Origin of the sequence: Streptomyces sp. sk2.1 (genome assembly GCF_008120935.1) — a bacterium.
Classification (GTDB): domain Bacteria; phylum Actinomycetota; class Actinomycetes; order Streptomycetales; family Streptomycetaceae; genus Streptomyces.
On record NZ_RDBO01000020.1, the window covers coordinates 922,544 to 946,698 of the forward strand.

Below are 24,155 nucleotides of genomic sequence, written 5' to 3' on the forward strand. Positions count from 1 at the left end.
GGGCAGTCGGCCGGTCGGGGCGGGCCGAGGGGAAGTCCGCCGCGGCGTGGCGCAGCCGCAGCCAGGCCGGGTCCAGCGCGGCGCCGCCCGTCTCCCACTCCAGGAAGGCGCGCGTCCGCCTCGCGTCGGGGCGGAGCAGCATCGGCAGCGCGCGCAACAGATAGCCGGGGCGGAAACCGGCGAAGCACTGGGTGGGGTCGAGGAGGATCAGCTTCCGGACGCGGTGGGGCGCGTGCAGGGCGTGGTGGAGGGCGATCCAGGCACCGTACGAGTGCCCGCACAGCGCGGCGCGGTCGGCGCCCAGCCCGTCCAGCACGGCGTCGAGCCAGGTCGTCAGGTCCCGTACGGTACGGACCGGGCGCTCCCCCGCGACGCTGCGGCCGGGGTCGCCGACGAGGTCGACGGCGTGCACGCGGTGGGTCCGGCCCAGGTGGGCGGCCTGGGCGTACCAGACGGTGGAGGTGGCGCCGCCGCCGGCCAGCAGCACCAGGGGCGGGGCTTCCTCGGGGCCGTGGCTGTTGACCCGGGTGGTGCCGTACGGGGTGGGGAGCTCCGTGTGCGTCGTGCCGGCGGGCCATCTGGTCGCCAGGACCTCGTCGTAGGCCGCGAGGAAGGACGTGCTGACGGTCATGGGGTGCCTCCCGGATCGACTGCCGACCGATATTATCTCGCTCAGCGAGATAATTGGAACGGGTGACCGGGAGAGGGGACGGCGTGATGAGCGACGAGGGGCCCGAGCTGGAGCTCGTCCATCTGCTGCGCAGGGTGACCGTCGAATTCGGGCTGCGCCAGGCCGAGTTCGCGAGCCTGCACGGGATGCACAGCACCGACGTGCGCGCGCTGATCTGTCTGCTGGACGCGGAACGGGCCGGTACGGCGGCCACCGCCGGGTGGCTCGGCCCGCAGCTCGGGCTCAACTCCGCGGGCACCACCTCGCTCATCGACCGTCTGGAGCGGCTGGGGCACCTCACCCGGGTCCGCGACGCGCGCGACCGGCGACGGGTGCTGCTGAGCGTGACGCCGCGCGCGAGGGAGCTGGGGCGGGCGTTCTTCGGGCCCCTGATCGAGGACACCACGGCGGTGCTGCGCGACCTCGACGACAACGGGACGGCCGCCGTCCGGCGCTTCCTGGAAGCCGCGCACCGGGCGGTCGCCACCACTCCCCCGCCGGCCACCTGAACCGGCCCGGCCGCCGCCCCACCCCACCGACCACGCGAACCGGCTCGCCCGACGAAACGGAGATCCCACCCCCATGTCCCGGCCCGGCCCCTTCCCCATGGCCTTCTTCAGCGACTTCGTCATCACCGGAACGGTGGGCGGCGCCGACGCCACCTCCACGCCCGACGAGGTCACGGCGCTGCTCGGCGACGACTTCGTGGAGAGCGTCGACCGGGGGCAGCGGCTGCGCGGTTACGACCTCGCCGAGTTCGCCTGGCAACGGCTCTCGTCCGAGGACCCCTGGGACGGCCTCTACGCCATGGTGCAGGCGCATCGACTCGAAGTGCCTCTGCTGATGGACGACTTGGACCGGGAGCTGCGACGGGCGGGCTTCCCCGCCACCGAGGTGGCGCCCGACGGGCTCGGGTGCCGTCGTTTCGTCCGGGAGGACAGCCGGGTCGGTCTGCTCGTCGACGAGGGCACCGGGGCCGTCCTCAAGATCTCGACGCCGGCGTGGTTCGGGACCGGCCCCCGGTACGCGGCGCCCGCCTGGTCGCGGGAGGCCGGGCGGAGCTGGGTGGAGCACCTGGTGGGACTGGACCCCGACGGGCGGGAGCGGTGGGCCGCGCGCCGCGGGCCCGGGGCGGCGGAGGAGTGCGCCCGCTGGTGGTGGTTCCTGCTGGACTCCTGCCTCCGGCGGACCCCGGAAGGGCCGGACCGGGTGGGGAGTCCGTGGGCGGGGCTGGCGCTCTGGCTGGTCGGGAAGTGCCGTACGGCCGGGGTCCTGGACCGGGCGGAGGCGGCGCTGGAGGTCGCCGGCCGGGCGCTGCTGCCGCCGGACGAGACCGTCCGGGCGTGTCTCGACGCCATGCCGGTGTCCCGGGCCGAGGTGGCGACCAGGCACACCACCGCGTACACCCGGGAGAACCTCGTGGCGGTCAACCGGTCCCGGCGGGCCAAGGCCCTGGCCCTGGCCGCCGGTGCCCAACTGCGCAGGGGCGTGCGGGAGCCGACGCTGCGGGCCGAGGTCGCGGCATGGCTGGAGCTCCGCCCGATGCTGATGTAGCGGCCGGGGCGAGGGCACCGGGCCGGGAACACGGGCCCCGCCGGAAGGGCCGGGGACGAGGGGGTACCCGCCGGAAGGGCCGGGGGCACGGGCCCCGTCAAAGGGGCCGGGCCTCGACGTACGCCCGGCCCCGCCGCCCTACTCCCCCACCTGCTTCTCCGCCTCGGCCAGCAGTTCCGTGAGGCGCAGGCCGAACCGTACGTCGCACGGGTTCGGCTCCCCCGTGCGCACCGACTCGATCAGCGCGTCCACCGCCGCCCGGAAGGAACCGACCGCGTCGCCCCAGCGCGGCAGCGTGACGACTCCCTGCTCGCCCCGGAGCTCGATGCCGGTGCCCACCGCGGCCGTCGGGGCGCCCAGGGCGAGCGTCACCGTGCTGGAAGCGCCGGAGGTGTGGCGGAGGATCAGATGGACGGTGTCGGACGGGCCGCGTGCCGCGGTCAGCCGGGTCACGTCCCCCAGCACCGGGATCAGCACCGACAGAACGTGCGGGCCGACATCCCACAGGCCGCCCTTCTCGCGGCGCCAGGGCGAGGCGGCGTACTCACTGGTCGAGCCCGGTGCGAACAGTGCCCCGATCCACTCGGCGCGGGCGGTGAACCAGCCGTCCAGGGCGGCCTGTTCGCCGATCCAGGCGGAGGTGTCGGCCGCGAACCTCAAGGTGCAGAAGACGACGGACGCGACCCCCGTCTGCTCGACGGCACGGACGACCTCGCCGGCCCCCGCGACGGTGGTCGCGACCGGCTTGTCCAGCAGCAGGTGGCGTCCGGTGGCCGCGGCGCGGGCGGCGAGCGGGGCCTGGACGTCCGGCGGCACGGCGAACGCGACGGCGTCACTGGCGGCGAAGAGCTCGTCGATGCCCGCGTCGCCGGTGTGCGCCGTGGTGCCGTGCGCGGCGGCCAGCGCGTCCGCGGCCCCGGCGTCGCGGCCCCACACACCGCTGAGCGCGACGCCGGGGTGGGCGGCGAGGGCGGGGGCCTGGGTGTTCCGGGCCCAGGGACCCGTACCGACGAGGCCGATGCGCAGGGGGGTCGGGGGAAGTGTCGTCATGGGGCAAGTCTGCCGGGTCGGCCGGGCCCGCCCCGTATTGAGCCGCCGGACGGCCCCGCCCCGTGCCGGGCGGCGCCCCGGCCGTCGCCGTCCTTATCCGTTTGGCGGAGGGTGAGGTTCATGGCTACGTTTGCGGGGCCGGCCGCGGGACTCCGGCGCGACTTCCGGGACTTGCCTCTGAAGCAATAATTTCGCTGTTCGCGCCCCCATTCCCCGGCCGGCATCCCATCGCCCCCGTACCGGGCGGTGCGCGACACCACGGGGGAACCATGTCCACCAGCACCGGAACCGACGCCGGGCTCGTCGCCGCCGAGGACGTGCTGCTCTTCGTCAACGCGGCGATCACCGCCACCGGCCAGCGCGAGTTCCGCTCGACCGCGTACCAGCAGCAGCTCTCGCTGGACTTCCTCCACGAGTACGTACGGGTCAACTACCGCCGGGTGTACGCCTGCGCGCTCGCCCTCGACATCAACGACCACAACGCGGCGCGCATCGTCCAGGGGCTGCTGGAGCACGCCGGGGACGCGACGCCCGGGGAGAAGCGCACCGAGGGCCGGCTGATCGCCGCCCGGCTGGCGAAGCTGCCGCCGCAGCGCGTGTACCGGCTGTTCCGGGCACTGCGCGCGGCCGGGGTGAACAACCGGCGCACCCGCGCGATCATGCGCGACTGGCTGGCCGCGCGGCCCGACCTGGCGCACGACGCGGTGAAGTACCGCTCCGGTCTGAAGGCCGCGGCCCGCCACGCCCACCTCCGGCTCGACGGGGCCGGGGAGCCGGAGGGAGCCGGGGGGCCGGAGGCGGCCGCCGAGGTCGGGGACTTCCTGTTCCGGCCCGGATCGCACACCCACTACCGGCACCAGCTGCTCGACGCCTGGCGGCGCGCCCACTACGAGCAGCGGGCCGTCGAGGAGCTGCCGTTCACCGTCGCCGAGGGCTTCGCCGCCCGGCACGGGATGAAGCGCGAGGCGTTCCTGGAGCGGGCGGCGCCGCGGATGACCCGGCTGGAGCGGCTGCGGACCCAGCGGCAGCGCACCGCCCCGACCGGCCGACTGCCCGCGGACGTGGACCTGACCGCGATGCCGCTGACCCGGCTCGCCCTGTACGTCCTGTCGCTCGACCTCGACGAGCGCCGGCTGCACCGCGCGGAGCTGACCCGTGCGCTGCGCGCGGCGGCACGGCGCGCGGCGGGTCCGCACGCCGGGAGCTGGGGCCGGGTCGCGGCCGTGCTGGACGACAGCTACTCCTCGTACGGTTCGGGCGAGAAGCGGCGCCGTCCGCTCGCCGTGGCGCTGGCCTGCCACCACCTGCTGGAGGTACTGGCCGCGCCGGGCGGGTACAACCCGCTGTGGACCTCGGGCCGCACCGATCCGCTGCTGGTCGGGCCCTGGGGGGCGACCCCGCTCGGCACCCGGGTGCTGGACGCCCTGGAGCTCGGCCCCGACCGGCTGCTCATCGTCTCGGACGGCTGGGACAACGCCCCGCCCGGACTGGCCGGCGAGGTGCTCAGGGTGTGGCGGACCCGACTCGACCCGGACCGGCGCACCGAGGTGGTGCATGTGAACCCCGTATACGACGCGGACGGTTTCGATGTGCGGCGCCTCGCGCCGAGCGTGCCGACGGCGGGCATCCGGGACGCGGAGGACCTGCCGACGCTGGTGGAGATCGCGCAGTTCGCCGAGGGCCGCACGGAACCCGCGGCCCTGTACGCCTACCTGGACCGGCAGGTCGCGCGCTTCGTGGCCGGGAACGGAACGGCCGAGGACAGGACGACCGGGGACAGGACGGGAGCCGCATCGTGAGGATGGGAGCCGCATCGTGAACAGGCTCGAACTGGCCGGGCTCACCACCCGCCCCGCCCAGGTGTGGGGCGGCGTCCGGCTGGTGCCGCTGGTGCGCGAGCAGCCGGTCGAGGGGCTCCGGCTGCACGAGGAGCTCTACCTGGACGCCGTGCCCGGCGTCGTGGACCTCGGCCCGCGCGAGCACTACGTCTCGGTCATTCCGCACGGCTTCGTCGCCGACTGGTCCGGCGAGGGCGAGCAGAGCGCCGCGTACGGCACGCAGCTCGGCGCCCCGGCGGGCTCCCCGGCCGGGGACCGGCCGCCCCGGACCGCCCGGCTCCAGCGCCACCGCCACCACCGCATGGCCAAGCGACAGCCCGGCGACCGGCTGCGTTTCCTGCCGCTGCACCTCGCGCTGGAGGGGTATCTCGCCCTGCACTTCGGCGGGCCCTCGACCGCCTGGGAGGAGTGGTCGCGGCAGGCGCTGCGCGACGGCCTCTCGCCGCGCGCCGAGGACGCGTACCTGGGGTGGACGGTGCAGGGGCTCGACGACGCGCTGCGGGCCTTCGAGATCCATCCCGGCCAGTGCGGCGTGATGGTGTACACGGCCGACGTGCTCGCCGCCGCGTTCGTGGTGCCGCACCCGGACGACTACCGGCTGCTGCACCCCTCGCTGCTCCAGGACCTGTACGGCGAGCTGATCCACCAGTACGCGATGTACGGCGGGCCGGTGGCGGAGTTCGCGGCGCGGATCTCCGACGGCGCGCGGCTGCGGACGCTCGCCGAGCTGCGGTCGGCGGCGCGGCGCCAGGAGCTGGAGTGGGAGCGGGCGCACGACACCCTGTTCGCGCGCGAGCTGCTGGACAGCTCGTACTCCTTCGACCAGGTGTACCGGATGGGTTCGTTCACGCTGTGGCGGTTCCTGCCCCCGTTCCGGCCGGGCGGGGAGGGGCAGCACATCGGCGAGACGATCACCGACCACAAGGGGCGGGTCGCGTATCTGAAGACGTTCCGGCTGTCCGAGGCCCAGATCCGGCGGGGGCACCTGCTGCACCGGCTCGCCGACGCGGACTGGTGTCTCGCGGGGGCGGCCGCGGCGCTGAACACCACCGAGGCGGAGGTGCGGCGCCGCATCCGCGCGGCCGGCTTCGAGTCGCTGCTCAAGGTCCGCCCGTAGGCCGGGTTCCGGAGGCGGCGGCGTCCGCACGCGGGGGTGTTCCGGAGGCGACGGCGTCCGCGCGCGGGACGTGCGCGGCGCGGGAAACCTCGGTAACACGGGGTTCACATCCGGGCAACGGACGGGAAATCGCGCCTTGCGAAGCTGCGCTGGACAGACCGGACCGCAGGACCGCAGCACCCGCAAAGGATGGCTTCCGTGACGTTCAAGGCCGAGTACATCTGGATCGACGGCACCGAGCCGACCGCCAAGCTCCGCTCCAAGACGAAGATCATGACCGGGAGTCCCTCGCAGGACGTGGACCGGCTGCCGATCTGGGGCTTCGACGGTTCGAGCACCAGCCAGGCCGAGGGCCACGCCTCCGACCGGGTGCTGAAGCCGGTCTTCGTCTGTCCGGACCCGATCCGCGGCGGTGACGACATCCTCGTGCTGTGCGAGGTCTTCGACATCGACATGACGCCGCACGCCTCCAACACCCGTGCCGCGCTGCGCCCGGTGGCCGAGCGGTTCGCCGGTCAGGAGCCGGTCTTCGGCATCGAGCAGGAGTACACCTTCTTCGACGGCCACCGGCCGCTCGGCTTCCCCGAGGGCGGCTTCCCGGCCGCGCAGGGCGGCTACTACTGCGGTGTCGGCGCCGACGAGATCTTCGGCCGCGAGATCGTCGAGAAGCACCTCGACAACTGCCTGAAGGCGGGTCTCGGCATCTCCGGCATCAACGCCGAGGTCATGCCCGGCCAGTGGGAGTTCCAGGTCGGTCCGCTGTCCCCGCTGGAGGTCTCCGACCAGCTGTGGGTCGCCCGTTGGCTGCTGTACCGCACCGCCGAGGAGTTCGACGTCTCCGCGACCCTCGACCCGAAGCCGGTCAAGGGCGACTGGAACGGCGCGGGCGCACACACCAACTTCTCCACCAGGGCGATGCGCGAGGGCTACGACGCGATCATCACCGCGTGCGAGTCGCTGGGCGAGGGCTCGAAGCCGATGGACCACGTCAAGAACTACGGCGCGGGCATCGACGACCGGCTGACCGGCCTGCACGAGACCGCCCCGTGGAACGAGTACAGCTACGGCGTCTCCGACCGCGGCGCCTCGGTCCGCATCCCGTGGCAGGTCGAGCAGGACCGCAAGGGCTACATCGAGGACCGCCGGCCGAACGCCAACGTCGACCCGTACGTCGTCACGCGGCTGATCGTCGACACCTGCTGCTCCGCGCTGGAGAAGGCCGACCAGGTCTGATCCCGCAGCGCCGTCGTGGCGAGGGGGCGTCCGTCCGGCCGGAGGGACGCCCCCTCCGCGTGCCCGCCCGCGCCCCGGCCGGGACCGGCGTGAGGAAGCCGACACGGCGGGGCGTATCGACGGGTGAGAGGGACCTGCTGCGCCGACCGGTTGTCTGGTTCAATGGGGCCATGGTCGGCATCCAGTACATCTCGACAGGTCGCAGCGACCTCGAACCGTTCTGGCCTTCCCGTCAGCACCACGACTTCGACCGGGTGTGTTGCCGCGCGTTGAACGCGCAGGCCCTCTAAAGCCGCTCACCCCGGCCTTCGGTCCGCGCGCAAGCAAGTCCGTCCACCGACGACTCCTTCGCGCGAAAGAGCTGACCCTCATGGCGAACACCCGTACCTTCTCCGCCGCTGCCGCCGCCACCGCGGCGCCCGTGGCACCCGCTGCGGCCACCCCCTCCGCCCGTCCCTTCCCGCCCCAGCGCCACCGACTGCGCGCCGTCGACCCCGACGAGGTCGCCCGGCCCGCCGGCATGGCCGATCTCCTTCCGCCGGGCGCCACCTGGCTGCCCGCGCCCCAGCACACCGTTCCGGCGCTGCCCGGCCGGCCGCCGATGATCGGCTACCTGGTGCTCGTACCCGCCGATCAGCGGCCCGCCCCCGGAAGCCCGCTCGCCGAAGCCGCCCAGTACGTGGTGCCGACCCCGGTGGAGGACCCGGCCGCGGGTCCGGTGCGCATCGACCCCGTGCGGCGCACCGCGGCGGTGGACGGGACCACGCTCGACCTCACCTACCTGGAGTTCGAGCTGCTCGCCCATCTGGTCGCGCACCCCCACCGGGTGCACACCCGCGACCAGTTGGTGACCACGGTCTGGGGTTACGGGCACGTGGGCGACGGGCGCACCGTGGACGTCCACATCGCCCGGCTGCGGCGCAAGCTGGGCGCCGAGCACCGCCGTTCGATCCAGACCGTGCGGCGCGTCGGCTACAAGTACATCCCCTGACGGCACCGAGAACGCATGACGCGGCCCCGGTCCGGCACCCGCCGGACCGGGGCCGCTCCGCGCGCCCGGCCGGGGGGTGGTGCTGGATACACCCCGACCGGGTGTCGGACCGGCTGACGCCCGGACCGCCCGTCGGGTGAGACTGTCTGCGCGACGGGGTCCGGCACGAGGGCCCCACGAAGGGGGGCGGACCACGATGGGTACGGCAAAAGGGCGGGTGCGCGGTGCGCTGTCGGCCGTCGGGCGGGGGTTCGTGCTGTCGTTCGCGTGCCTGGTCGGCTCGATCACCCTCTTCGTGTGGACCGTGCTCTCCATCGTCTTCGTCCCGCTGGGCATCGGCCTGATGACCACCCCGTACACGCTGGAGCTGGTGCGCAAGCACGCCAACCGGCGCCGGCTGCTCGCGGTCACCTGGTTCGACATCCGCATCCCGGTCCCGTACCGCCCCTTCCCCGAGGACCTGCGCACCGGGTTCACCGGGCGGGTGGAGCGGACCACGCTGATGCTGAAGGACCCGGCGACCTGGCGCGACATCCGTTGGCTGCTGGTCGACATGACGGCCGGTTACGTGGTGCTGGCCCTGGCGGTCGGGCTGTTCGTCTACCCGCTGGAGGGCTTCGTCCTGGCGGCGGGCCTGTGGCGGGTCTTCACCGACGACCGGTACTGGTACGCGTTCGTGCCGGTCGACAGCCAGGCGACCGGGCTGGCCGCCGCCGCGCTCGGGGTGGTGCTGCTCGCGGTCGGCCTGCGGTTCTCCGAGCCGCTGCTGCGGCTGCACTTCGTGATCACCCGGGCGATGCTGGCCCCCGTCCGGGAGCAGGAGCTGGCCCGGCGCATCGACCGGTTGACCGAGACCCGGCACGAGGCGGTGGACACCGCCGCCTCCGAACTGCGCCGCATCGAACGCGACCTGCACGACGGCGCGCAGGCCCGACTGGTCGCCATGGGCATGAACCTGGGCACCGTGGAGGCGCTCATCGAGAAGGACCCGGCGCAGGCGAGGAAGCTCCTGGCCGCGGCCCGCGAGTCCTCCGCCGAGGCCCTCGCGGAGCTGCGCGACCTGGTGCGGGGCATCCACCCGCCGGTCCTCGCCGAGCGCGGACTCGGGGACGCGGTGCGGGCGCTGGCGCTGCGGCTGCCCTTCGCGTCCGAGGTCGAGGTGGAGCTGACCGGCCGGGCGGACGCCGCGGTCGAGTCGGCGGCGTACTTCGCGGTGAGCGAGACGCTGACGAACGCCGCCAAGCACTCGGGGGCGGACCGGGTCCGGGTGGACATCTGGCACACGGACTCCGTGCTGCGGATGTCCGTCACCGACAACGGCAGGGGCGGGGCGAGGGTCGGGGCGGGGTCGGGCCTGAGCGGAATCGAACGCCGACTCGGTACATTCGACGGCGTCCTGGCCGTCAGCAGCCCCGCCGGCGGCCCCACCATGGTGACCATGGAGATCCCTTGCGAGTTGTCCTAGCCGAAGATCTCTTCCTGCTGCGCGACGGCCTGGTCCGGATGCTGGAGGCGTACGGCTTCGAGATCGCGGCAGCGGTCGAGTCCGGTCCCGAACTGACCAGGGCGCTCGCCGAGTCGGAGCCGGACGTCGCGATAGTCGACGTCCGGCTCCCGCCGTCCCACACGGACGAGGGCCTGCAGTGCGCGCTGGCGGCGCGGCGGGCCAGGCCGGGGCTGCCGGTGCTCGTGCTGTCGCAGCACGTGGAGCAGTTGTACGCGCGCGAACTCCTGGCGGACGGCAACGGGGGCATCGGCTACCTGCTCAAGGACCGGGTCTTCGACGCCGACCAGTTCGTCGACGCGGTGCGCAGGGTCGCGGCCGGCGGCACCGCGATGGATCCGCAGGTGATCTCGCAGCTGCTCTCGCGGCGGTCGCAGGACAAGCCGATGGGCGGGCTCACCCCGCGCGAGCTGGAGGTCATGGAGCTGATGGCCCAGGGCCGTTCGAACATGGCGATCGCCGCGCAACTGGTGATCACGGAGCGGGCGGTGGCCAAGCACACCTCGAACATCTTCGGGAAGCTCGCCCTGCCGCCGTCCGACGACGACAACCGCCGGGTCCTCGCGGTGCTCGCCTACCTGGACCGGGGCTGAACCGGACCGGACGCCCGTGAGGGCCCCGCCGACGCGTCGTGGGGGCCGAACGGCTGGATCGGGACGAACCGCCGCCCGCCCCATTGCCCGCGCCCGCACCCGTCATTAACGTGCGCACCGCACACGCCTGTTGTCGCATGCACCACCATGAACAACACCGAGGAGTGCGGACCGTGACGGAACCTTCCCTGCCCTTCAGCTCCTCCCGCCCCGTCGGCTCCGCCCGGCTCACGAGACGTGCGCTGCTGGGAGCCGCCGGGGCGGCCGGAGCCGCTGCCGCGGTCGGCACCGCCCCCGCGTCCGCCGCCGCCGCGCCGTCCGCCCCCGCCCGGGACCTCGACCCCGCGCACGACGCGCTCCGGCGCCTGCTGCCGGACCACGCGGACCAGTTCCGCCTGCGCGCCCTTCCCCGGGGCGAGGGCGCGCAGGCCCCCGACCGCTTCCGGGTCACCGGCTCCACCGGGCGGATCGAGATCGCCGCGACCACCCCGGCCGCCGCGCTGACGGGGGCGCACTGGTACCTCAAGTACACCTGCGACGCCGTCGTCTCGTGGGCCGGCAGCCGTACCGTGCTGCCCCGCCGGCTGCCCGCGCCCCGCACCCCCGTGGAGCGCTCCGCGACCGTGCCGCACCGCTTCGCGCTCAACGACACCCACGACGGCTACACCGCCCCGTACGCCGACTGGCCGCGCTGGGAGCGGATGCTCGACGTCCTGGCCCTGCACGGCTGCAACGAGGTCCTGGTGACCGCCGGCCAGGAGGCCGTCTACCACCGGCTGCTCCAGGACTTCGGCTACGACGACGCCGAGGCCCGTGCCTGGCTGCCCGCCCCCTCCCACCAGCCGTGGTGGCTGCTCCAGAACATGAGCGGATACGGCGGCCCGCTCGGCACCGGGCTGATCGACCGGCGGGCCGCCCTGGGGCGGAGCATCGCCGACCGGATGCGGGAACTGGGCATGGCCCCGGTGTTCCCCGGCTACTTCGGCACGGTCCCGGACGGCTTCGTGGACCGCAATCCGGGGGCCCGGGTCGTCCCGCAGGGCACCTGGAACGGGTTGCGCCGCCCCGACTGGCTCGACCCTCGCACCCCCGTCTTCGCCGAGGTGGCCGCCGCCTTCTACCGGCACCAGGAGGAGCTGTTCGGTCCCGCGGCGCATTTCAAGATGGACCTGCTGCACGAGGGCGGCGACGCCGGTGACGTCCCGGTGCCGGACGCCGCCCGTGCCGTCGAGTCCGCTCTGCGCACCGCGCACCCCGGCGCGACCTGGGTGATCCTCGGCTGGCAGGCCAATCCCCGGCCCGCGCTGCTGGAGGCGATCGACACCGAGCGGCTCCTGATCGTCGACGGCCTCTCCGACCTGGACACCGTCACCGACCGGGAGAAGGACTGGGGCGGGGCCCCGTACGCCTTCGGCACCATCCCGAACTTCGGCGGCCGTACGACGATCGGGGCCAACACCGACCGCTGGACGGAGAAGTTCACGGCCTGGCGCGACAAACCGGGCAGCGCCCTGGTCGGCACGGCGTACATGCCGGAGGCGACCGAGCGCGACCCGGCGGCCCTCGAACTCTTCGGCGAGCTGGCCTGGCGGTCCGAGAAGGTGGACCGGGAGGCGTGGTTCCGGGCGTACCCGAAGTTCCGCTACGGCGGCCGCGACAGTGCGGCGGAGGCGGCCTTCGCCGCACTGGCCGCCACGGCGTACCGGCTGACGAGCACCGACGGCCGTCCCGTCGACTCGCTCTTCTCGCGGCGCCCGAACATCACCGCCTCGGTGAACACCGCCTTCGACCCGGCCGGTTTCGACCGGGCGTTCGCGGCGCTCCTCGACGTGCGCCCGGCCCTGCGCGACTCGGACACCTACCGCCACGACCTCACCGACCTGGCCCGGCAGGTGCTCGCCGACCGCTCCCGGACCCTGTTGCCGCAGCTGCGGGCCGCCCACACCGACAAGGACGTCGCCCGGTTCCGTACCCTCGCCGCGCTCTGGCTGAAGCTGATGCGGCTGGCCGACGCGGTGGCGGGCTGCCACCGGGCCTTCCTGCTGGGTCCGTGGCTGGAGGACGCCAAGCGGCTGGCGACGGGCCCGGCGGAGGCGGTCCGGCTGGAGTGGACGGCGCGCACCCTGATCACCACCTGGGCGGACCGGACGGCCGCCGACCAGCTCAGCAACTACGCCAACCGCGACTGGCACGGGCTGATGGGCGAGGTCCATCTCCCGCAGTGGCGGGCCTACTTGGACGAGCTGACCGACGCGCTCGTGGAGGGCCGGGCCGCGAAGCCGTTCGACTGGTACCCGGGCGAGGAGGAGTGGACCCGCCGGACCGACGTCCATCCGGTACGGGCGACGGGCGATGCCCACCGCACGGCGCGACGGGTCTTCGAGACCCTGTCCACCGCCCCGTACCAGGGCGCCGTCACGGTCTCGGCCGATCCGGTGGCGTTCACCCCGGGCAGCACCGGCACGGTGACGGCCGCCTTCCGCAATCTGAACGGCCTGCGGTCCACCGGCCGGGTCGACTTCGAGCTCACCGGCCTCGACGCCACCGCGACGGGCGGCACCTCCCTCGACGAGGTCGCGGCCGGCGGATCCGGTTCGGTGCACTGGCGGGTCACCGCCCCGTCCGAGCCGCTGACCGCTCCGCTGCGGCCGATGCCGTACGGGCTGAGCACCGTGTACGGGCCGCGCGGCGAGGAGCGGGTGACCGATCTGCGGCGCGGCGCGGTGTACATGGCGGCGCCGCTGGAGCCGGGCTGGCGCACGTACACGGCGAACGCGGCGGTCTTCGGGCAGTTGGACGGACGGCTCGCGATCAACGGGGCGGGCCAGGACCTGTGGAAGGGCACCAGCCAGTTCGGCACGGCGTACCGGGAGGGGGCCTGGTCCGAGGGGGCGGAGGTGACCGTGCGGGTCGACGCGCAGGAGAACACCGGGGGCTGGGCGCGGGCGGGCATCGTGGTGCGCAACGGCCTCGCGACGCCGGGCTCCACCGGGTTCCTGAACCTGGCGGTGACACCGTCGAACGGCGTGGTGCTCTCGTACGACACGAACGGCGACGGCACCCTGGACGCCTACCGGCGGATCACCGGGATCAAGGCCCCGGTGCTGCTCCGGCTGACCCGGACCGGGGGCGGGTGCACGGGTTCCTGCTCCACCGACGGCGGGGCGACCTGGCGGGCGGTGGCGACGGTCGCCGTGCCGGGGACGGCTGCGGCGCAGGACGTGGGGATCTTCATGACCGCGACGAACGGCGGGAGCGGGCTGCGCGGCACGGTCGAGTTCAGCGGGTGGCACCTGGGCTGAGGCGGCGGCCCGTCGCACCGCCCGCGGGCGGACCGGGTGTCCCGCGCGATTCGCCCGTTCCACTGAACGCGCGTGCTGTCCGGGTGCACCCGGCGGCGCGGCGCGGCGGCTGCGCGCGTCCCTTCCCGAGTCTTGTCACGGTACGCAACCGGCCGAGCGCGCCCCTCGGCCGGGCTCCTGCCCTCAGCTGCGCGTACCGGGCCATCACGTGGTGGCCGCAGCCGGTTCGGCCGACGGCCGGCAGCGGTTCGGGTCCGGGGAAGCGTCGCCGTCCGCGGAAAAACCCGTGGCCGCGGCCGGAGCGCGGGCAGCCGCCCGCGGAGAGCCTCCGCCGGTTGCCGTCGGCCGGGGCCAGTCACGCCGACGTCACGCCACGGTGACGCCCGGCACCCGACGATGGCTGGTGCAGGCAAGCTCAAACCCGCTTTCACACGCAAGGAATCCACCATGATGAGAAGCATTCGGCAAGGAATTCCCCGCCTGATCGGCGTGTCGAGCTTGGTCGCGGCGCTCGCCGGCGGGGTTGGCGTGGCAAGCGCCACAGCAGCGCCCCAGGCCCAGGCCCCGTCCCAGATCCTCTGCACCCAGTCCCTCCCCCCGACCTGCATCGACACCGCCACCGGCAACATCGTCCAGCAGGGCGCGCAGACCGGCGGCACCGGCAACGTGCTGCAGCAGGGCGCGCAGACCGGGCGAGGCACCGGCAACGTCCTCCAGCAAGGTGCCCAGACAGGCCAGGGCACCGGCAACGTCCTGCAACAGGGCGCCCAGACCGGACGAGGCACCGGCAACGTCCTCCAGCAAGGTGCCCAGACAGGCCAGGGCACCGGCAACGTCCTCCAGCAAGGTGCCCAGACAGGCCAGGGCACCGGCAACGTCCTGCAACAGGGCGCACAGACCGGCGGCACCGGCAACGTCCTGCAACAGGGTGCCCAGACCGGACGAGGCACCGGCAACGTCCTCCAGCAAGGTGCCCAGACAGGCCAGGGCACCGGCAACGTGCTGCAGCAGGGCGCGCAGACCGGGCGAGGCACCGGCAACGTCCTGCAACAGGGCGCACAGACCGGCGGCACCGGCAACGTCCTCCAGCAGGGCGCCCAGACCGGACGAGGCACCGGCAACGTCCTCCAGCAAGGTGCCCAGACAGGCCAGGGCACCGGCAACGTCCTCCAGCAAGGCGCGCAGACCGGGCGAGGCACCGGCAACGTCCTGCAACAGGGCGCACAGACCGGCGGCACCGGCAACGTCCTCCAGCAGGGCGCCCAGACCGGGCGAGGCACCGGCAACGTCCTGCAACAGGGCGCACAGACCGGCCAGGGCACCGGCAACGTCCTGCAACAGGGCGCCCAGACCGGCCAGGGCACCGGCAACGTCCTCCAGCAGGGCGCACAGACCGGCCAGGGCACCGGCAACGTCCTGCAACAGGGCGCACAGACCGGCCAGGGCACCGGCAACGTCCTCCAGCAGGGCGCACAGACCGGCCAGGGCACCGGCAACGTCCTCCAGCAGGGCGCACAGACCGGCCAGGGCACCGGCAACGTCCTCCAGCAGGGCGCACAGACCGGCGGCTTCGGTGACGTCCTGCAACAGGGCGCACAGACCGGCGGCTTCGGTGACGTCCTGCAACAGGGCGCACAGACGTGACTTCTGTCGCGTGCTGACCGCACCGAACCCACCGACCGACCGAAATCGGTAGCACGAACCCGCCACTGGACAGTGGCGGGTTCACCGACTCCGGCGGCTATCCGGCGACTACGGGGTCCGCTACTTGCCCCGGCACTTACCGGGGCGCGACCGCTGCAGTTCGGACACCAGCCGGCACAGTCGCGGTGTGGGACGGAGTCCCAGCTCGTCGCGGAGGTGCTGCTCGTAGCGTTCGAAGTCGCACAGCGCCTCGGACCGGTTGTCCTCCGCCAGGTGGGCGCGGATCAGCGAAGCCTGGCTGCTCTCCCGCAACGGGTCCGCCTGCACGGCCGCGTGGGCGGCCGTCACGGCCCAGGCGAATTCCTTCAGGCCGATGAAGGTCCCCGTCAGGGCCTCCAGCGCGTGGAGCCGGAGCTGTCGCCACTGCTCCGCCTCCGGCAGCACCCACTCGTCGTACCAGCCGGGCAGCAGATCGGCGGACAGCTGGTCGATGGCCGCCACGTCGAGGTCGAGGTCCTCGGCCGGGACATTGGGATCGAGTATTTGCTGGGCCAACGACCGGGCCCGGAACAGGTCGACCGTGACCTCCCGCGCGAGGCGCAACTCGGCGGGGCAGATGTTCAGTGCCTGCTTCCCGAGGCCCTGGAGGCGGGACAGCGCCGACCGCAGGTTCGTGTTCGCGCCCTGATCGGACGCCTCGGGCCAGAGGCTCCCCGCGACCAGGGCCCGGGGAACGGCGGCGCGGTATTGTAGCACGATAAATGCCAACAGCCGCTTCGAGCCGACCGGGACGGTCACCGGCTCATCGCCGACCACGATGTCGAAACCGCCGAGAAGAGAGATGCTCACGGACGGCTCGGACCTGGTGGGCGGCAAAAAGAAAGCGAGATCATATGAGCTCATGGCTTTGTGATCGCGTAGGGGTCGGTCTAACCGGCGCCCATCTACTGGCCGCGCCGCCATTGCTGGGAGCCAGCGATCTGTACACCTCCCGCAAAGCCATGCTGCTCTACCCGCCGGGAGATGTCGAATTGTTCTGATCCAGGCCGGTAACCGGCGCTTTCCGGCTTGACTTCCGCGGGTACGGTGCACCGGTCGGACCGATGGGCGGTGGCCATGGCCACCGTGCCGGGGGCGGCGACGGCCCGGGGCACGCGGTCCGCGCGGACGCGGCGGGCGGCCGGAGCGGGCCGCGCGGCACGACCGGGGCCGACGGGTGGCAACTGCGGTGGAACGGCGGCTCGTTGAGCCATCCGCGGGCGGGCCGTGGTGACCATCGCACGATTCGCTCGTTCTGTTGAACGTGCGTCCACTGCCAGAAGTACCTTCCGCAGCCGCCCCGGCCGACGGGGAGCAGGCCGGGGCCGCGCTCGTCGAGCACTATCCGCGGCTGGTCCGGCTCGGCTATCTCGTCCTGCCGCCGTCGCCGGGCAGTCACCGCCGGGTGCTGAGGGCGCACGCCCTGGCCCAGCGGTGCCTGCTGGCCGGGCACGCGGCGGGACACGGGACCCCGGGCGATGTCCCGCCGCCGCGCAGGCCCGGTGAGGCGGCGGCGGTGGACCCGGCCTACGCGGACGCCCGCAGGCGGGTGCTGCGCGCGGCCCTGGAGGCGGGCCGGTCGCGGCGCCGGTCCGTCGGCGTCCGGCTGCCCCCGCTCCTGCCGACCGTGTGGGGGCTGCGACTGTTCCCGCACTCGGGCGGGGCCGACGGGCTCGCCCTGGAGAGCGCCCTGACCTCGCTCTCCGGCCCCGGCCGCGCCGCCCTCGCCCTGCGCGGCCTGGAACGGCTGGCCGACGCGGAGGTGCGGCGGGTGCTCGCCGGTGCCGGGGTGGCCGACCCGCACGCGGCGCTCGCGGAGGCGGACGGCGTGCCCGGGCCGGGCGCGCTCCTCGACTCCCCGGAGTTCGACCCCTGTTCGCTCCAGGCCAGGCCGCCGGACCTGCTGCGCCGCCGGCGGCGCGCGCGGGCGGTCCTGACGGCCGTCGCCGCGCTGCTGGTGTGCGGGGCGCTGCTGGGGCCGGCGGACGGGGGCTGGGGCCGTGCCGTCACGGCCGGGCCGGAGCACTTCCCCGGCGACGCCGGGCAGTTGCTGGACCCCGCCGGGCTGCGGCGGGTGTCCGGGACGTTCTGGCAGCGCTCGTCGCGCACCGACTTCACCTCCTGGCCCACCCGCGGCGACCGTGCCGGGGACACCGCCCTGCTGCGTCGCGCGCTCGCCGCGTGGGCCCGGCCCGGCGCCGGGGTGCGCACGTCGGCGACCCCGGGCACCCCCGTCGGGCCTCCGGCGGGTCCGCCGCAACTGCTGTACGCGGGCGGGGCGGACCGGGCGGCGGTGGTGCTCCTCCACGACGGGCTGCGCATCGTGCGGTACGCGGAGCCCCGTCGCGGCGGCCCGGACGGGGACGTCGTGCTCGACTTCGCCCGGGTGGACGGCGCGGACGCCGCCGCGGCCGGTGCCGTGGTCGTGGAGCGCGCGGGCGACCGCGTCCGCTACCTCGTCGCCCCCTGGGCGTCCGGGGTCCGGGCGCGGGACCTGCTGGCGCCGGGCGGCGCGCCGCGCCCGCTGCCCCGCACCGCCGACGGCACGGTCACCGCGCCGGCCGGTCCGGCGACCACTCGCGCCTGCCGCGCCTGGAGCGCCGTCGAGATCCGGGACGGTTCCGCGGCCCGGCTGCTGACGGACCTCGGTGAACTGGTCCCCGCCCGGCTGACCTCGGGCCCGCCGACCGCGCCGCACGACGTCTCCGGGCGGGCCGAGCGGGACGCCTGGGCGCGGACCGCCTGTCTGCTGCCCGCGCTGCGCTCGCACGGGGTGCGGTCGGTGAACTCCTGGCAGTACGCCGAGCAGCCGCTGCCCGAGGGCGACGGTTCCGCGCGCTGGCTCTGCACCAGGGCGGAGACCTGGCGGGGCACCGGCAGCCGGGTGCTCGCCCAGTTCCAGGCCCCGTCGGCGCCGTCCGTCGCGACGGGCGGGCCACCGGGGGCGGTCGCGGCCAGGGCCGAGGACTCACCGGCCTGCGGGGCGCGCGATCCCCGGGTGCTGGCCGGGGTGTTGTGGAAGTCGCAGGCCGGTCACTGGTACGTACTGGCCGCGGGCAGCGGGCAGTTCACCTCGCTGGCCACGTCGGGCGGGGTGACGGGGCGGTCCCGGGGCCGGCTGCTCGCCGTGCCCGCCGGGGCCGGTGACCGGGCCCGGCTGACCGGGACGCTGGCCGACGGCAGCCGGGTGGGGGCCCTGTGACGGCGCCCCGGTCCGGCGAAACCCCGGGAATTGGCCGGTCCGCACGCCGGGCACCGGCCGGGGCGGTGCCAGGAAAACGCCGCACACCCCTGTTCTCCCGGCTTACCCCTCAGTACATTGACACCATGTCTAACACGCAGCCGGAGCCGGTCGCTTCGGAGCGGACGCCGCTCAAGGCCCGCAAGGTCTCCTTCGCCTGGGAGAAGACACCGCTGCACTGGGTGCCCGGTGATCCCTTCACCACGCACACCATCAACGTGCTCCACCTCCTGCTCCCCGCCGGGGAACGCTGGTTCATCCACGTGTACCGACAGGTGCTGCCGTACATCCACGACGAGCGGCTGCGTCAGGACGTGATCGGGTTCATCGGCCAGGAGGCCGTGCACTCCCAGGCGCACGACGACGTCCTGCCCCGGCTGAAGGAGCTCGGGCTCGATCCGACGCCGTACACCGCGCAGGTCGACTGGTTCTTCGAGAAGCTGCTCGGCGACCGGACGCTGCCGCCGGGGAAGCCCCGCACGTGGTGGCTGATGGAGCGGGTGGCCCTGATCTCGGCGATCGAGCACTACACCGCCTTCCTCGGCGACTGGGTGCTGAACGCCGACGAGTTGGACCGGCGCGGCGCCGACCCGATGATGCTGGACCTGCTGCGCTGGCACGGCGCGGAGGAGGTCGAGCACCGCTCGGTCGCGTTCGAGGTGTTCATGCACGTCGACGGCGGCTACCGGCGGCGGGCCCGCACCTGGGCGGCGGCGTTCAGCGCGCTGGTCTTCCTCTGGCAGCGCGGCATCCGCTTCTTCATGGAGAACGACCCGACGCTGCTGGACGGCAAGGGGTCGTTCAAGGAGTTCTACCTCGGCGGCAGGCGCGGCACCCTGCCCGCCACCGGTGATCTGCTGCGTTCCGTCCCCCGTTATCTGAGCCGCGGCTACCACCCCTCGCAGGAGGGCAGCACGGCCCAGGCCATCGACTACCTCGCCCAGTCGCCCGCGGCCACGGCCGCCGAGGCCCGTACGACGGGAACCAGCTGACCATGCCGCTCCCCCTGCCCCGCCTGCGCACCGTCGTCCTGGTCACCGGCGCCGCGCTGCTGGCGAAGCGGGCCCTGCGCCGCCGTATCCAGGACTCCCCGCTGTGGCCCCTGCCCGCTCTGGAGGAGCCGATCTCGGGCCGCTCCGAGCGGCGTTCCGCGGCTGCCCGCCGGGTGCTGGTCACCGAGCGGACCACACCCGCCGAGGGCGTCGTCCAACTGCGCCTGGAGGGTTCCTCGCTGCCCGCCTGGCAGCCCGGCGCGCACCTCGACCTCGTGCTGCCCTCCGGCCTGGTCCGCCAGTACTCGCTGTGCGGGGACCCGGCCGAGCCCGACACGTACACCGTCGCGACGCGGTTGGTCGAGGACGGCCGGGGCGGCTCCCGCGAGGTCCACGAGCTGTTGCACGAGGGCGTGGAGGTGGAGATCCACGCCCCCCGCAACCGCTTCCCCCTCGTCGGGGCCCCCGCGTACCTCTTCGTCGTGGGCGGCATCGGCATCACCCCGGTCCTGCCGATGCTGCGGGCCCTGTCCGCCGCGGGCGCCGACTGGCGGCTGCTGTACGGCGGCCGGTCGCGCGCCTCGATGCCGTTCCTGGACGAGGTCGAGAAGCTGGGCGCGGAGGGCGGCCGGGTGACGGTCGTGCCCGAGGACGAGGCGGGCCGCCCGGACACCGCCGCGGCCCTGGCGGACACGGCGCAGGGCACTGCGGTCTACTGCTGCGGCCCCGAGCCGCTGATGGACGCGGTCGCCGCCGCCCTCCCGCCCGGCCGGACCCTGCACCTGGAGCGCTTCACGGCGGCGACCCCCTCGTCGGCCGGCTCCGGCCCCTTCGAGGTCGAACTGCGCCGCTCCGGCCGCACGGTGCGGGTGGCGGCGGACCAGTCGGTGCTGGCGGCGGTGCGCGAGGAGGTGCCGTACGTCTCGTACTCCTGCGAGCAGGGCTTCTGCGGGACGTGCCAACAGCGTGTCCTGGAGGGCGAGATCGACCACCGCGACGAGCTCCTGACGGACTCGGAGCGGGAGGACACGATGCTGATCTGCGTGTCGCGGTGCCGGGGCGAACGGATCGTGCTGGACCTGTAGGAGGGGCCGTGGCCGTGGCCCGCCGCCCCTCCCCCGCCGTCCCACTCGGTACCCTGTCCATCATGACGACCGGGGTGCGGCGCAGGATGGGCGTCGAGGAGCGCAGGCAGCAGCTGATCGGTGTCGCGCTGGAGTTGTTCAGTCACCGCGCCCCCGACGAGGTGTCGATCGACGAGATCGCGGCCGCCGCGGGCATCTCGCGGCCGCTGGTCTACCACTACTTCCCGGGGAAGCAGAGCCTGTACGAGGCGGCACTGCGGCGGGCGGCCGACGAGTTGGCGGCGCGGTTCGTGGAGCCGCGCGAAGGCCCGCTCGGGGAGCGGCTGTTGCGGGTGATGGGGCGGTTCTTCGACTTCGTCGACGAGCACGGCCCGGGGTTCTCGGCGCTGATGCGGGGCGGGCCCGCGGTGGGTTCCTCGACGGCGAACGCGATGATCGACGGGGTGCGGCAGGCCGCGTGCGAGCAGATCCTGGCCCACCTCGGGGTCGAGGAGCCCTCGGCTCGGCTGGAGTTGGTCGTGCGGTCGTGGGTGTCGCTGGCCGAGTCGACGGCGCTGATCTGGCTGGACGGGCGGCGGATTCCGCGCCGGGAGCTGGAGGTCCAGCTGGTGCACGACTTCGTGGCGCTGGCCGCGGTGAGCGCCGCGTACGACGCGGAGACGGCGGGCGTCGTGCTGCGGGTGCTCGGGCAGGAGCCGGCGGACGGGCCGTTCGGGGAGCTGCTGCAGCGGCTCTCCGCCCTGGCCCCCGCCGTGCCGGCCGTTCCCGCGCAGCGCTGCCCGTGACGACCGGCTCCTGAACCAGGAGGTCTCCGGACCGGGCGGTCTCCGGACCGGGCGGTCTCCGGACCGGGCGGTCTCCGGACCGGGCGGTCTCCGGACCGGGCGGTCCCTGGAGCAGGAGGTCTCCGGACCGGGCGGTTCCTGAGCCCGGCGGGCCGCGAACCACTGGGCGGGCGCTCAGCCGAGCAGTTCGGCCTGGAGCGCCGCCGCCAGTCCCACCTCCGCGTTGTCCGACCGGCCCCGTTCGAAGGCGCGCTGGTAGGCGGCGTCGCCGACGGCCGCGCGGGCCTGGCGCTCGCACGCCTCGCGCACCGGGGCCAGTTCCGGGGTGCCGCGCTGCGGGTAGCCGACCATGTGCCAGTACACCTGTCCCGTGCCGTAGACCCGGGCGGCGCGGGCACCCGCGCCCTGGGCGGCGATCGCCGCGGCCAGGATGTCCAGTCCGAGCGCGATACCGAAGCGGTCGCGCAGGCGGTGCTTGCCCGCGAGCATGGAGCGGGCGTGGGCGGCGGACGTCTCGGCGTCGCCGCGCAGCAGGGCGATCAGGGCGAGCTGGTAGTCGACGTAGCTGCGGGTCCAGCACTCGTCCTGGGCCACGCAGACCGCGCGCAGGTCGGTGGCCGCCCGGGCCGCCTCGTCCAGCCGGCCGAGGCTGGTCAGGGCGAAGACCGTGATGAGGTGGCAGCGCAGCCGGTAGGCGGCTTCGAGCCGGGTGGCGAAGCCGGTGGCGCGCAGCACCCGGTCGATCTGGCGGAGGCTCGCCTCGGGCCGGCCGGTCATCAGGTCGATGAAGCCGCACAGGTAGGCGGCGGCGAGCACGCCCTCGTCGGTGCCGTCGCGGGCGGCCTCCCTGGTGCACTCCCGGCCCAGGCGGCGGGCGGTCGGGTAGTCGCCCTGGAGCATGACGGTCATGCCCAGCACCCACAGGACGCGGGTGCGGTGGGGGCCCTCGGACGGTCCGGCGTCCAGGGCGCGCTGCGCGTATTCGCGGGTCTGCGGCAGGTGGCCGCAGCAGCACCAGAAGAAGCCGATGCGGCCCGCCATCTCCTGGGCTGCCGGGGCGTCGTGGGCGAGCAGGTGGTCCAGGGCGGCGCACAGGTCGGCGTGCGCGTCGGCGATGCGGTGGTACCAGGTGATCTGGTCGTCGCCGGTCCAGCCCGCGTGGGCCTCGCGGGCCAGGCCCAGGAAGCAGGCGGCGTGCCGGTCGGCGGCGGCGCGTTCCTCGCCGAGTTCGGCGAGCCACATCCGGCCGTACTCGCGGATGGAGTCGAGCATCCGGTGGCGGGGGCCGTCCCGTACGACGACGGACTTGGCGACCAGGCCGGCCAGTGCCTCGCCCACCCCGTCCGGGGTGAGCGGACCATCGGCGCAGACCTCGCGGGCCGCGGCCTCATCGAAGTCGCCGCGCAGCACGGTCAGCCGGGCCCAGAGCAGCCGTTCCAGCGGGGTGCACAGTTCGTGGCTCCAGCCGATGGCGGTGCGCAGGGTGCGGTGGCGCGGCGGTTTCAGCGAGGGGTCGGCCGGTACGTCGAAGCGGGTGCCGATCCGGGCGGCGACCTGCTCGACGGTGTCCTTGCCGAGGGCGCCCGCCGCGAGTTCGATGGCGAGCGGGATGCCTTCGAGGCGGCGGCAGATCTCGGTGGCCGCGGCGGCGTTGTTCGGGGTGTCGAGGGCGAGGTGGGGGGCCGCGGCGTTCGCCCGGTCCCGGAACAGGGCCAGGGCGTCGCCGGTGACGGGCAGCGGCTGCACCTCGACGGTCCGCTCGCCCCGCAGGCCCAGCGGCTGTCGGCTGGTGGCCAGCACGGTGAGGCCGGGCGAGGTGGTGAGGATCTCGCCGAGCAGGTGCGCGCAGGCGGGGCGCAGGTGCTCGCACGAGTCGAGGACCAGCAGCATCTCCTTGTCGACCAGCCATTCGCACAGCGCGTCGATGGGCATGCGCAGGGTGTGGTCGGAGAGTCCGACCGCGTCGGAGACGGTCGCGATGAGCAGCCCGTCGTCGTGGAGCGGGGAGAGGTCGGCCCACCACACGCCGTCGCGGTGTCCGGGGCCGGCCGCCGCCTGCCGGGCCGCGCGGACCGCGAGCCTGGTCTTGCCGACGCCGCCGCTGCCGGTGAGCGTGGTCAGCCGGTGCGTGGCGAGGGTGTGTTCGAGCCTGGCAAGTTCCGCTTTCCGTCCGACAAAGCTCGTCGTCTCCTCGGGGATGTTGCTCGCCATGGTCACCGTCGCCAAAACAGGTGGACCGGCCGGTTCCGGCCCCTGGTTCCGGTGTGGCACGGGCGTGCGGGGACGCCCGTGCCGTACCGGAGAGGGGCCGGYACCGGCCGGTCCACCTGTTTTGGCGACGGTGACCATGGCGAGCAACATCCCCGAGGAGACGACGAGCTTTGTCGGACGGAAAGCGGAACTTGCCAGGCTCGAACACACCCTCGCCACGCACCGGCTGACCACGCTCACCGGCAGCGGCGGCGTCGGCAAGACCAGGCTCGCGGTCCGCGCGGCCCGGCAGGCGGCGGCCGGCCC

18 protein-coding genes are annotated in these 24,155 nt (G+C 74.2%); 14 read left to right on the forward strand and 4 right to left on the reverse strand.

The genetic code is table 11. The features are described 5' to 3' along the window. A partial coding sequence (locus EAO76_RS07680) for an alpha/beta fold hydrolase (RefSeq protein ID WP_148835623.1) occupies positions 1–631 on the reverse strand: 631 nt, incomplete at its 3' end. An 86-nt stretch (positions 632–717) separates the two neighbouring features. Here EAO76_RS07680 and EAO76_RS07685 point away from each other — a divergent pair. Next, a complete protein-coding gene (locus EAO76_RS07685) occupies positions 718–1,179 on the forward strand; it encodes a MarR family transcriptional regulator (RefSeq protein WP_148834619.1) in 462 nt (153 codons plus the stop codon). 73 nt (positions 1,180–1,252) lie between these two features. Further along, entirely contained in the window at positions 1,253–2,224 is a 972-nt protein-coding gene (locus tag EAO76_RS07690) for a hypothetical protein (RefSeq protein WP_262375301.1), read from the forward strand. A 138-nt stretch (positions 2,225–2,362) separates the two neighbouring features. Here the strand turns inward: EAO76_RS07690 and EAO76_RS07695 are convergent, their stop codons facing one another. Continuing rightward, entirely contained in the window at positions 2,363–3,274 is a 912-nt protein-coding gene (locus tag EAO76_RS07695) for a Gfo/Idh/MocA family protein (RefSeq protein WP_148834621.1), read from the reverse strand. Positions 3,275–3,543: 269 nt separating this feature from the next. Between EAO76_RS07695 and EAO76_RS07700 the strand changes: the two genes are divergently transcribed. The 8 genes from EAO76_RS07700 (at position 3,544) to EAO76_RS07735 (ending at position 15,496) form a co-directional block, all read left to right on the forward strand. Then, entirely contained in the window at positions 3,544–5,073 is a 1,530-nt protein-coding gene (locus EAO76_RS07700) for a hypothetical protein (protein WP_148834623.1), read from the forward strand. A gap of 16 nt (positions 5,074–5,089) precedes the next feature. Beyond that, positions 5,090–6,229, forward strand: a complete 1,140-nt coding sequence (locus tag EAO76_RS07705) for an ARPP-2 domain-containing protein (RefSeq protein WP_148834624.1) — start codon at positions 5,090–5,092, stop codon at positions 6,227–6,229. A gap of 198 nt (positions 6,230–6,427) precedes the next feature. Continuing rightward, complete coding sequence (gene glnII, locus EAO76_RS07710) at positions 6,428–7,462, forward strand: glutamine synthetase (protein WP_148834626.1); 1,035 nt, start codon at positions 6,428–6,430, stop codon at positions 7,460–7,462. Positions 7,463–7,832: 370 nt separating this feature from the next. After that, entirely contained in the window at positions 7,833–8,453 is a 621-nt protein-coding gene (locus EAO76_RS07715) for a winged helix-turn-helix domain-containing protein (protein WP_148834628.1), read from the forward strand. 196 nt (positions 8,454–8,649) lie between these two features. Beyond that, the gene (locus EAO76_RS07720) at positions 8,650–9,918 is read left to right on the forward strand and encodes a sensor domain-containing protein (RefSeq protein ID WP_148834630.1); all 1,269 of its coding nucleotides are present in this window, start codon (positions 8,650–8,652) and stop codon (positions 9,916–9,918) included. Beyond that, positions 9,903–10,550, forward strand: a complete 648-nt coding sequence (locus tag EAO76_RS07725; RefSeq protein ID WP_148834632.1) for a response regulator transcription factor — start codon at positions 9,903–9,905, stop codon at positions 10,548–10,550. The genes EAO76_RS07720 and EAO76_RS07725 overlap by 16 nt, the downstream gene beginning before the upstream one ends. 173 nt (positions 10,551–10,723) lie before the next feature. After that, the gene (locus EAO76_RS07730) at positions 10,724–13,852 is read left to right on the forward strand and encodes an alpha-N-acetylglucosaminidase TIM-barrel domain-containing protein (protein ID WP_262375302.1); all 3,129 of its coding nucleotides are present in this window, start codon (positions 10,724–10,726) and stop codon (positions 13,850–13,852) included. A gap of 528 nt (positions 13,853–14,380) precedes the next feature. Beyond that, positions 14,381–15,496: a hypothetical protein gene (locus tag EAO76_RS07735; RefSeq protein ID WP_148834636.1), complete on the forward strand. Its 1,116-nt coding sequence runs from the start codon at positions 14,381–14,383 to the stop codon at positions 15,494–15,496. Between the two features lie 120 nt (positions 15,497–15,616). On the opposite strand, the gene EAO76_RS07740 is transcribed toward EAO76_RS07735, so the two are convergent. Then, positions 15,617–16,345, reverse strand: coding sequence for a BTAD domain-containing putative transcriptional regulator (locus tag EAO76_RS07740; RefSeq protein ID WP_262375303.1), 729 nt, complete (start codon positions 16,343–16,345; stop codon positions 15,617–15,619). 454 nt (positions 16,346–16,799) lie between these two features. On the opposite strand from EAO76_RS07740, the gene EAO76_RS07745 reads away from it, so the two are divergent. The 4 genes from EAO76_RS07745 to EAO76_RS07760 all read left to right on the forward strand — a co-directional run bounded on the left by EAO76_RS07745 (position 16,800) and on the right by EAO76_RS07760 (position 21,638). Next, complete coding sequence (locus EAO76_RS07745; protein WP_148835625.1) at positions 16,800–18,737, forward strand: hypothetical protein; 1,938 nt, start codon at positions 16,800–16,802, stop codon at positions 18,735–18,737. A gap of 125 nt (positions 18,738–18,862) precedes the next feature. Then, positions 18,863–19,768 carry a metal-dependent hydrolase gene (locus tag EAO76_RS07750; protein WP_148834640.1) on the forward strand — a complete coding sequence of 302 codons (906 nt, stop codon included), beginning with the start codon at positions 18,863–18,865 and terminating at the stop codon, positions 19,766–19,768. A gap of 2 nt (positions 19,769–19,770) precedes the next feature. Further along, positions 19,771–20,853 carry a PDR/VanB family oxidoreductase gene (locus tag EAO76_RS07755; protein WP_148834642.1) on the forward strand — a complete coding sequence of 361 codons (1,083 nt, stop codon included), beginning with the start codon at positions 19,771–19,773 and terminating at the stop codon, positions 20,851–20,853. Positions 20,854–20,915: 62 nt separating this feature from the next. Then, positions 20,916–21,638, forward strand: a complete 723-nt coding sequence (locus EAO76_RS07760) for a TetR/AcrR family transcriptional regulator (protein ID WP_148834644.1) — start codon at positions 20,916–20,918, stop codon at positions 21,636–21,638. A gap of 174 nt (positions 21,639–21,812) precedes the next feature. On the opposite strand, the gene EAO76_RS07765 is transcribed toward EAO76_RS07760, so the two are convergent. Then, on the reverse strand, positions 21,813–23,849 hold the full coding sequence (locus tag EAO76_RS07765; protein WP_148834646.1) for an NB-ARC domain-containing protein: 2,037 nt from the start codon (positions 23,847–23,849) through the stop codon (positions 21,813–21,815). Positions 23,850–24,155: the final 306 nt, after the last annotated feature.

Coding starts and splice junctions, on each gene's coding strand:
- EAO76_RS07715 (WP_148834628.1), top strand. CDS start 7,833: ATGGCGAACACCCGTACCTTCTCCGCCGCTGCCGCCGCCACCGCGGCG.
- EAO76_RS07760 (WP_148834644.1), top strand. CDS start 20,916: ATGACGACCGGGGTGCGGCGCAGGATGGGCGTCGAGGAGCGCAGGCAG.
- EAO76_RS07720 (WP_148834630.1), top strand. CDS start 8,650: ATGGGTACGGCAAAAGGGCGGGTGCGCGGTGCGCTGTCGGCCGTCGGG.
- EAO76_RS07690 (WP_262375301.1), top strand. CDS start 1,253: ATGTCCCGGCCCGGCCCCTTCCCCATGGCCTTCTTCAGCGACTTCGTC.
- EAO76_RS07685 (WP_148834619.1), top strand. CDS start 718: ATGAGCGACGAGGGGCCCGAGCTGGAGCTCGTCCATCTGCTGCGCAGG.
- EAO76_RS07755 (WP_148834642.1), top strand. CDS start 19,771: ATGCCGCTCCCCCTGCCCCGCCTGCGCACCGTCGTCCTGGTCACCGGC.
- EAO76_RS07695 (WP_148834621.1), bottom strand. CDS start 3,274: ATGACGACACTTCCCCCGACCCCCCTGCGCATCGGCCTCGTCGGTACG.
- EAO76_RS07700 (WP_148834623.1), top strand. CDS start 3,544: ATGTCCACCAGCACCGGAACCGACGCCGGGCTCGTCGCCGCCGAGGAC.
- EAO76_RS07765 (WP_148834646.1), bottom strand. CDS start 23,849: ATGGCGAGCAACATCCCCGAGGAGACGACGAGCTTTGTCGGACGGAAA.
- EAO76_RS07750 (WP_148834640.1), top strand. CDS start 18,863: ATGTCTAACACGCAGCCGGAGCCGGTCGCTTCGGAGCGGACGCCGCTC.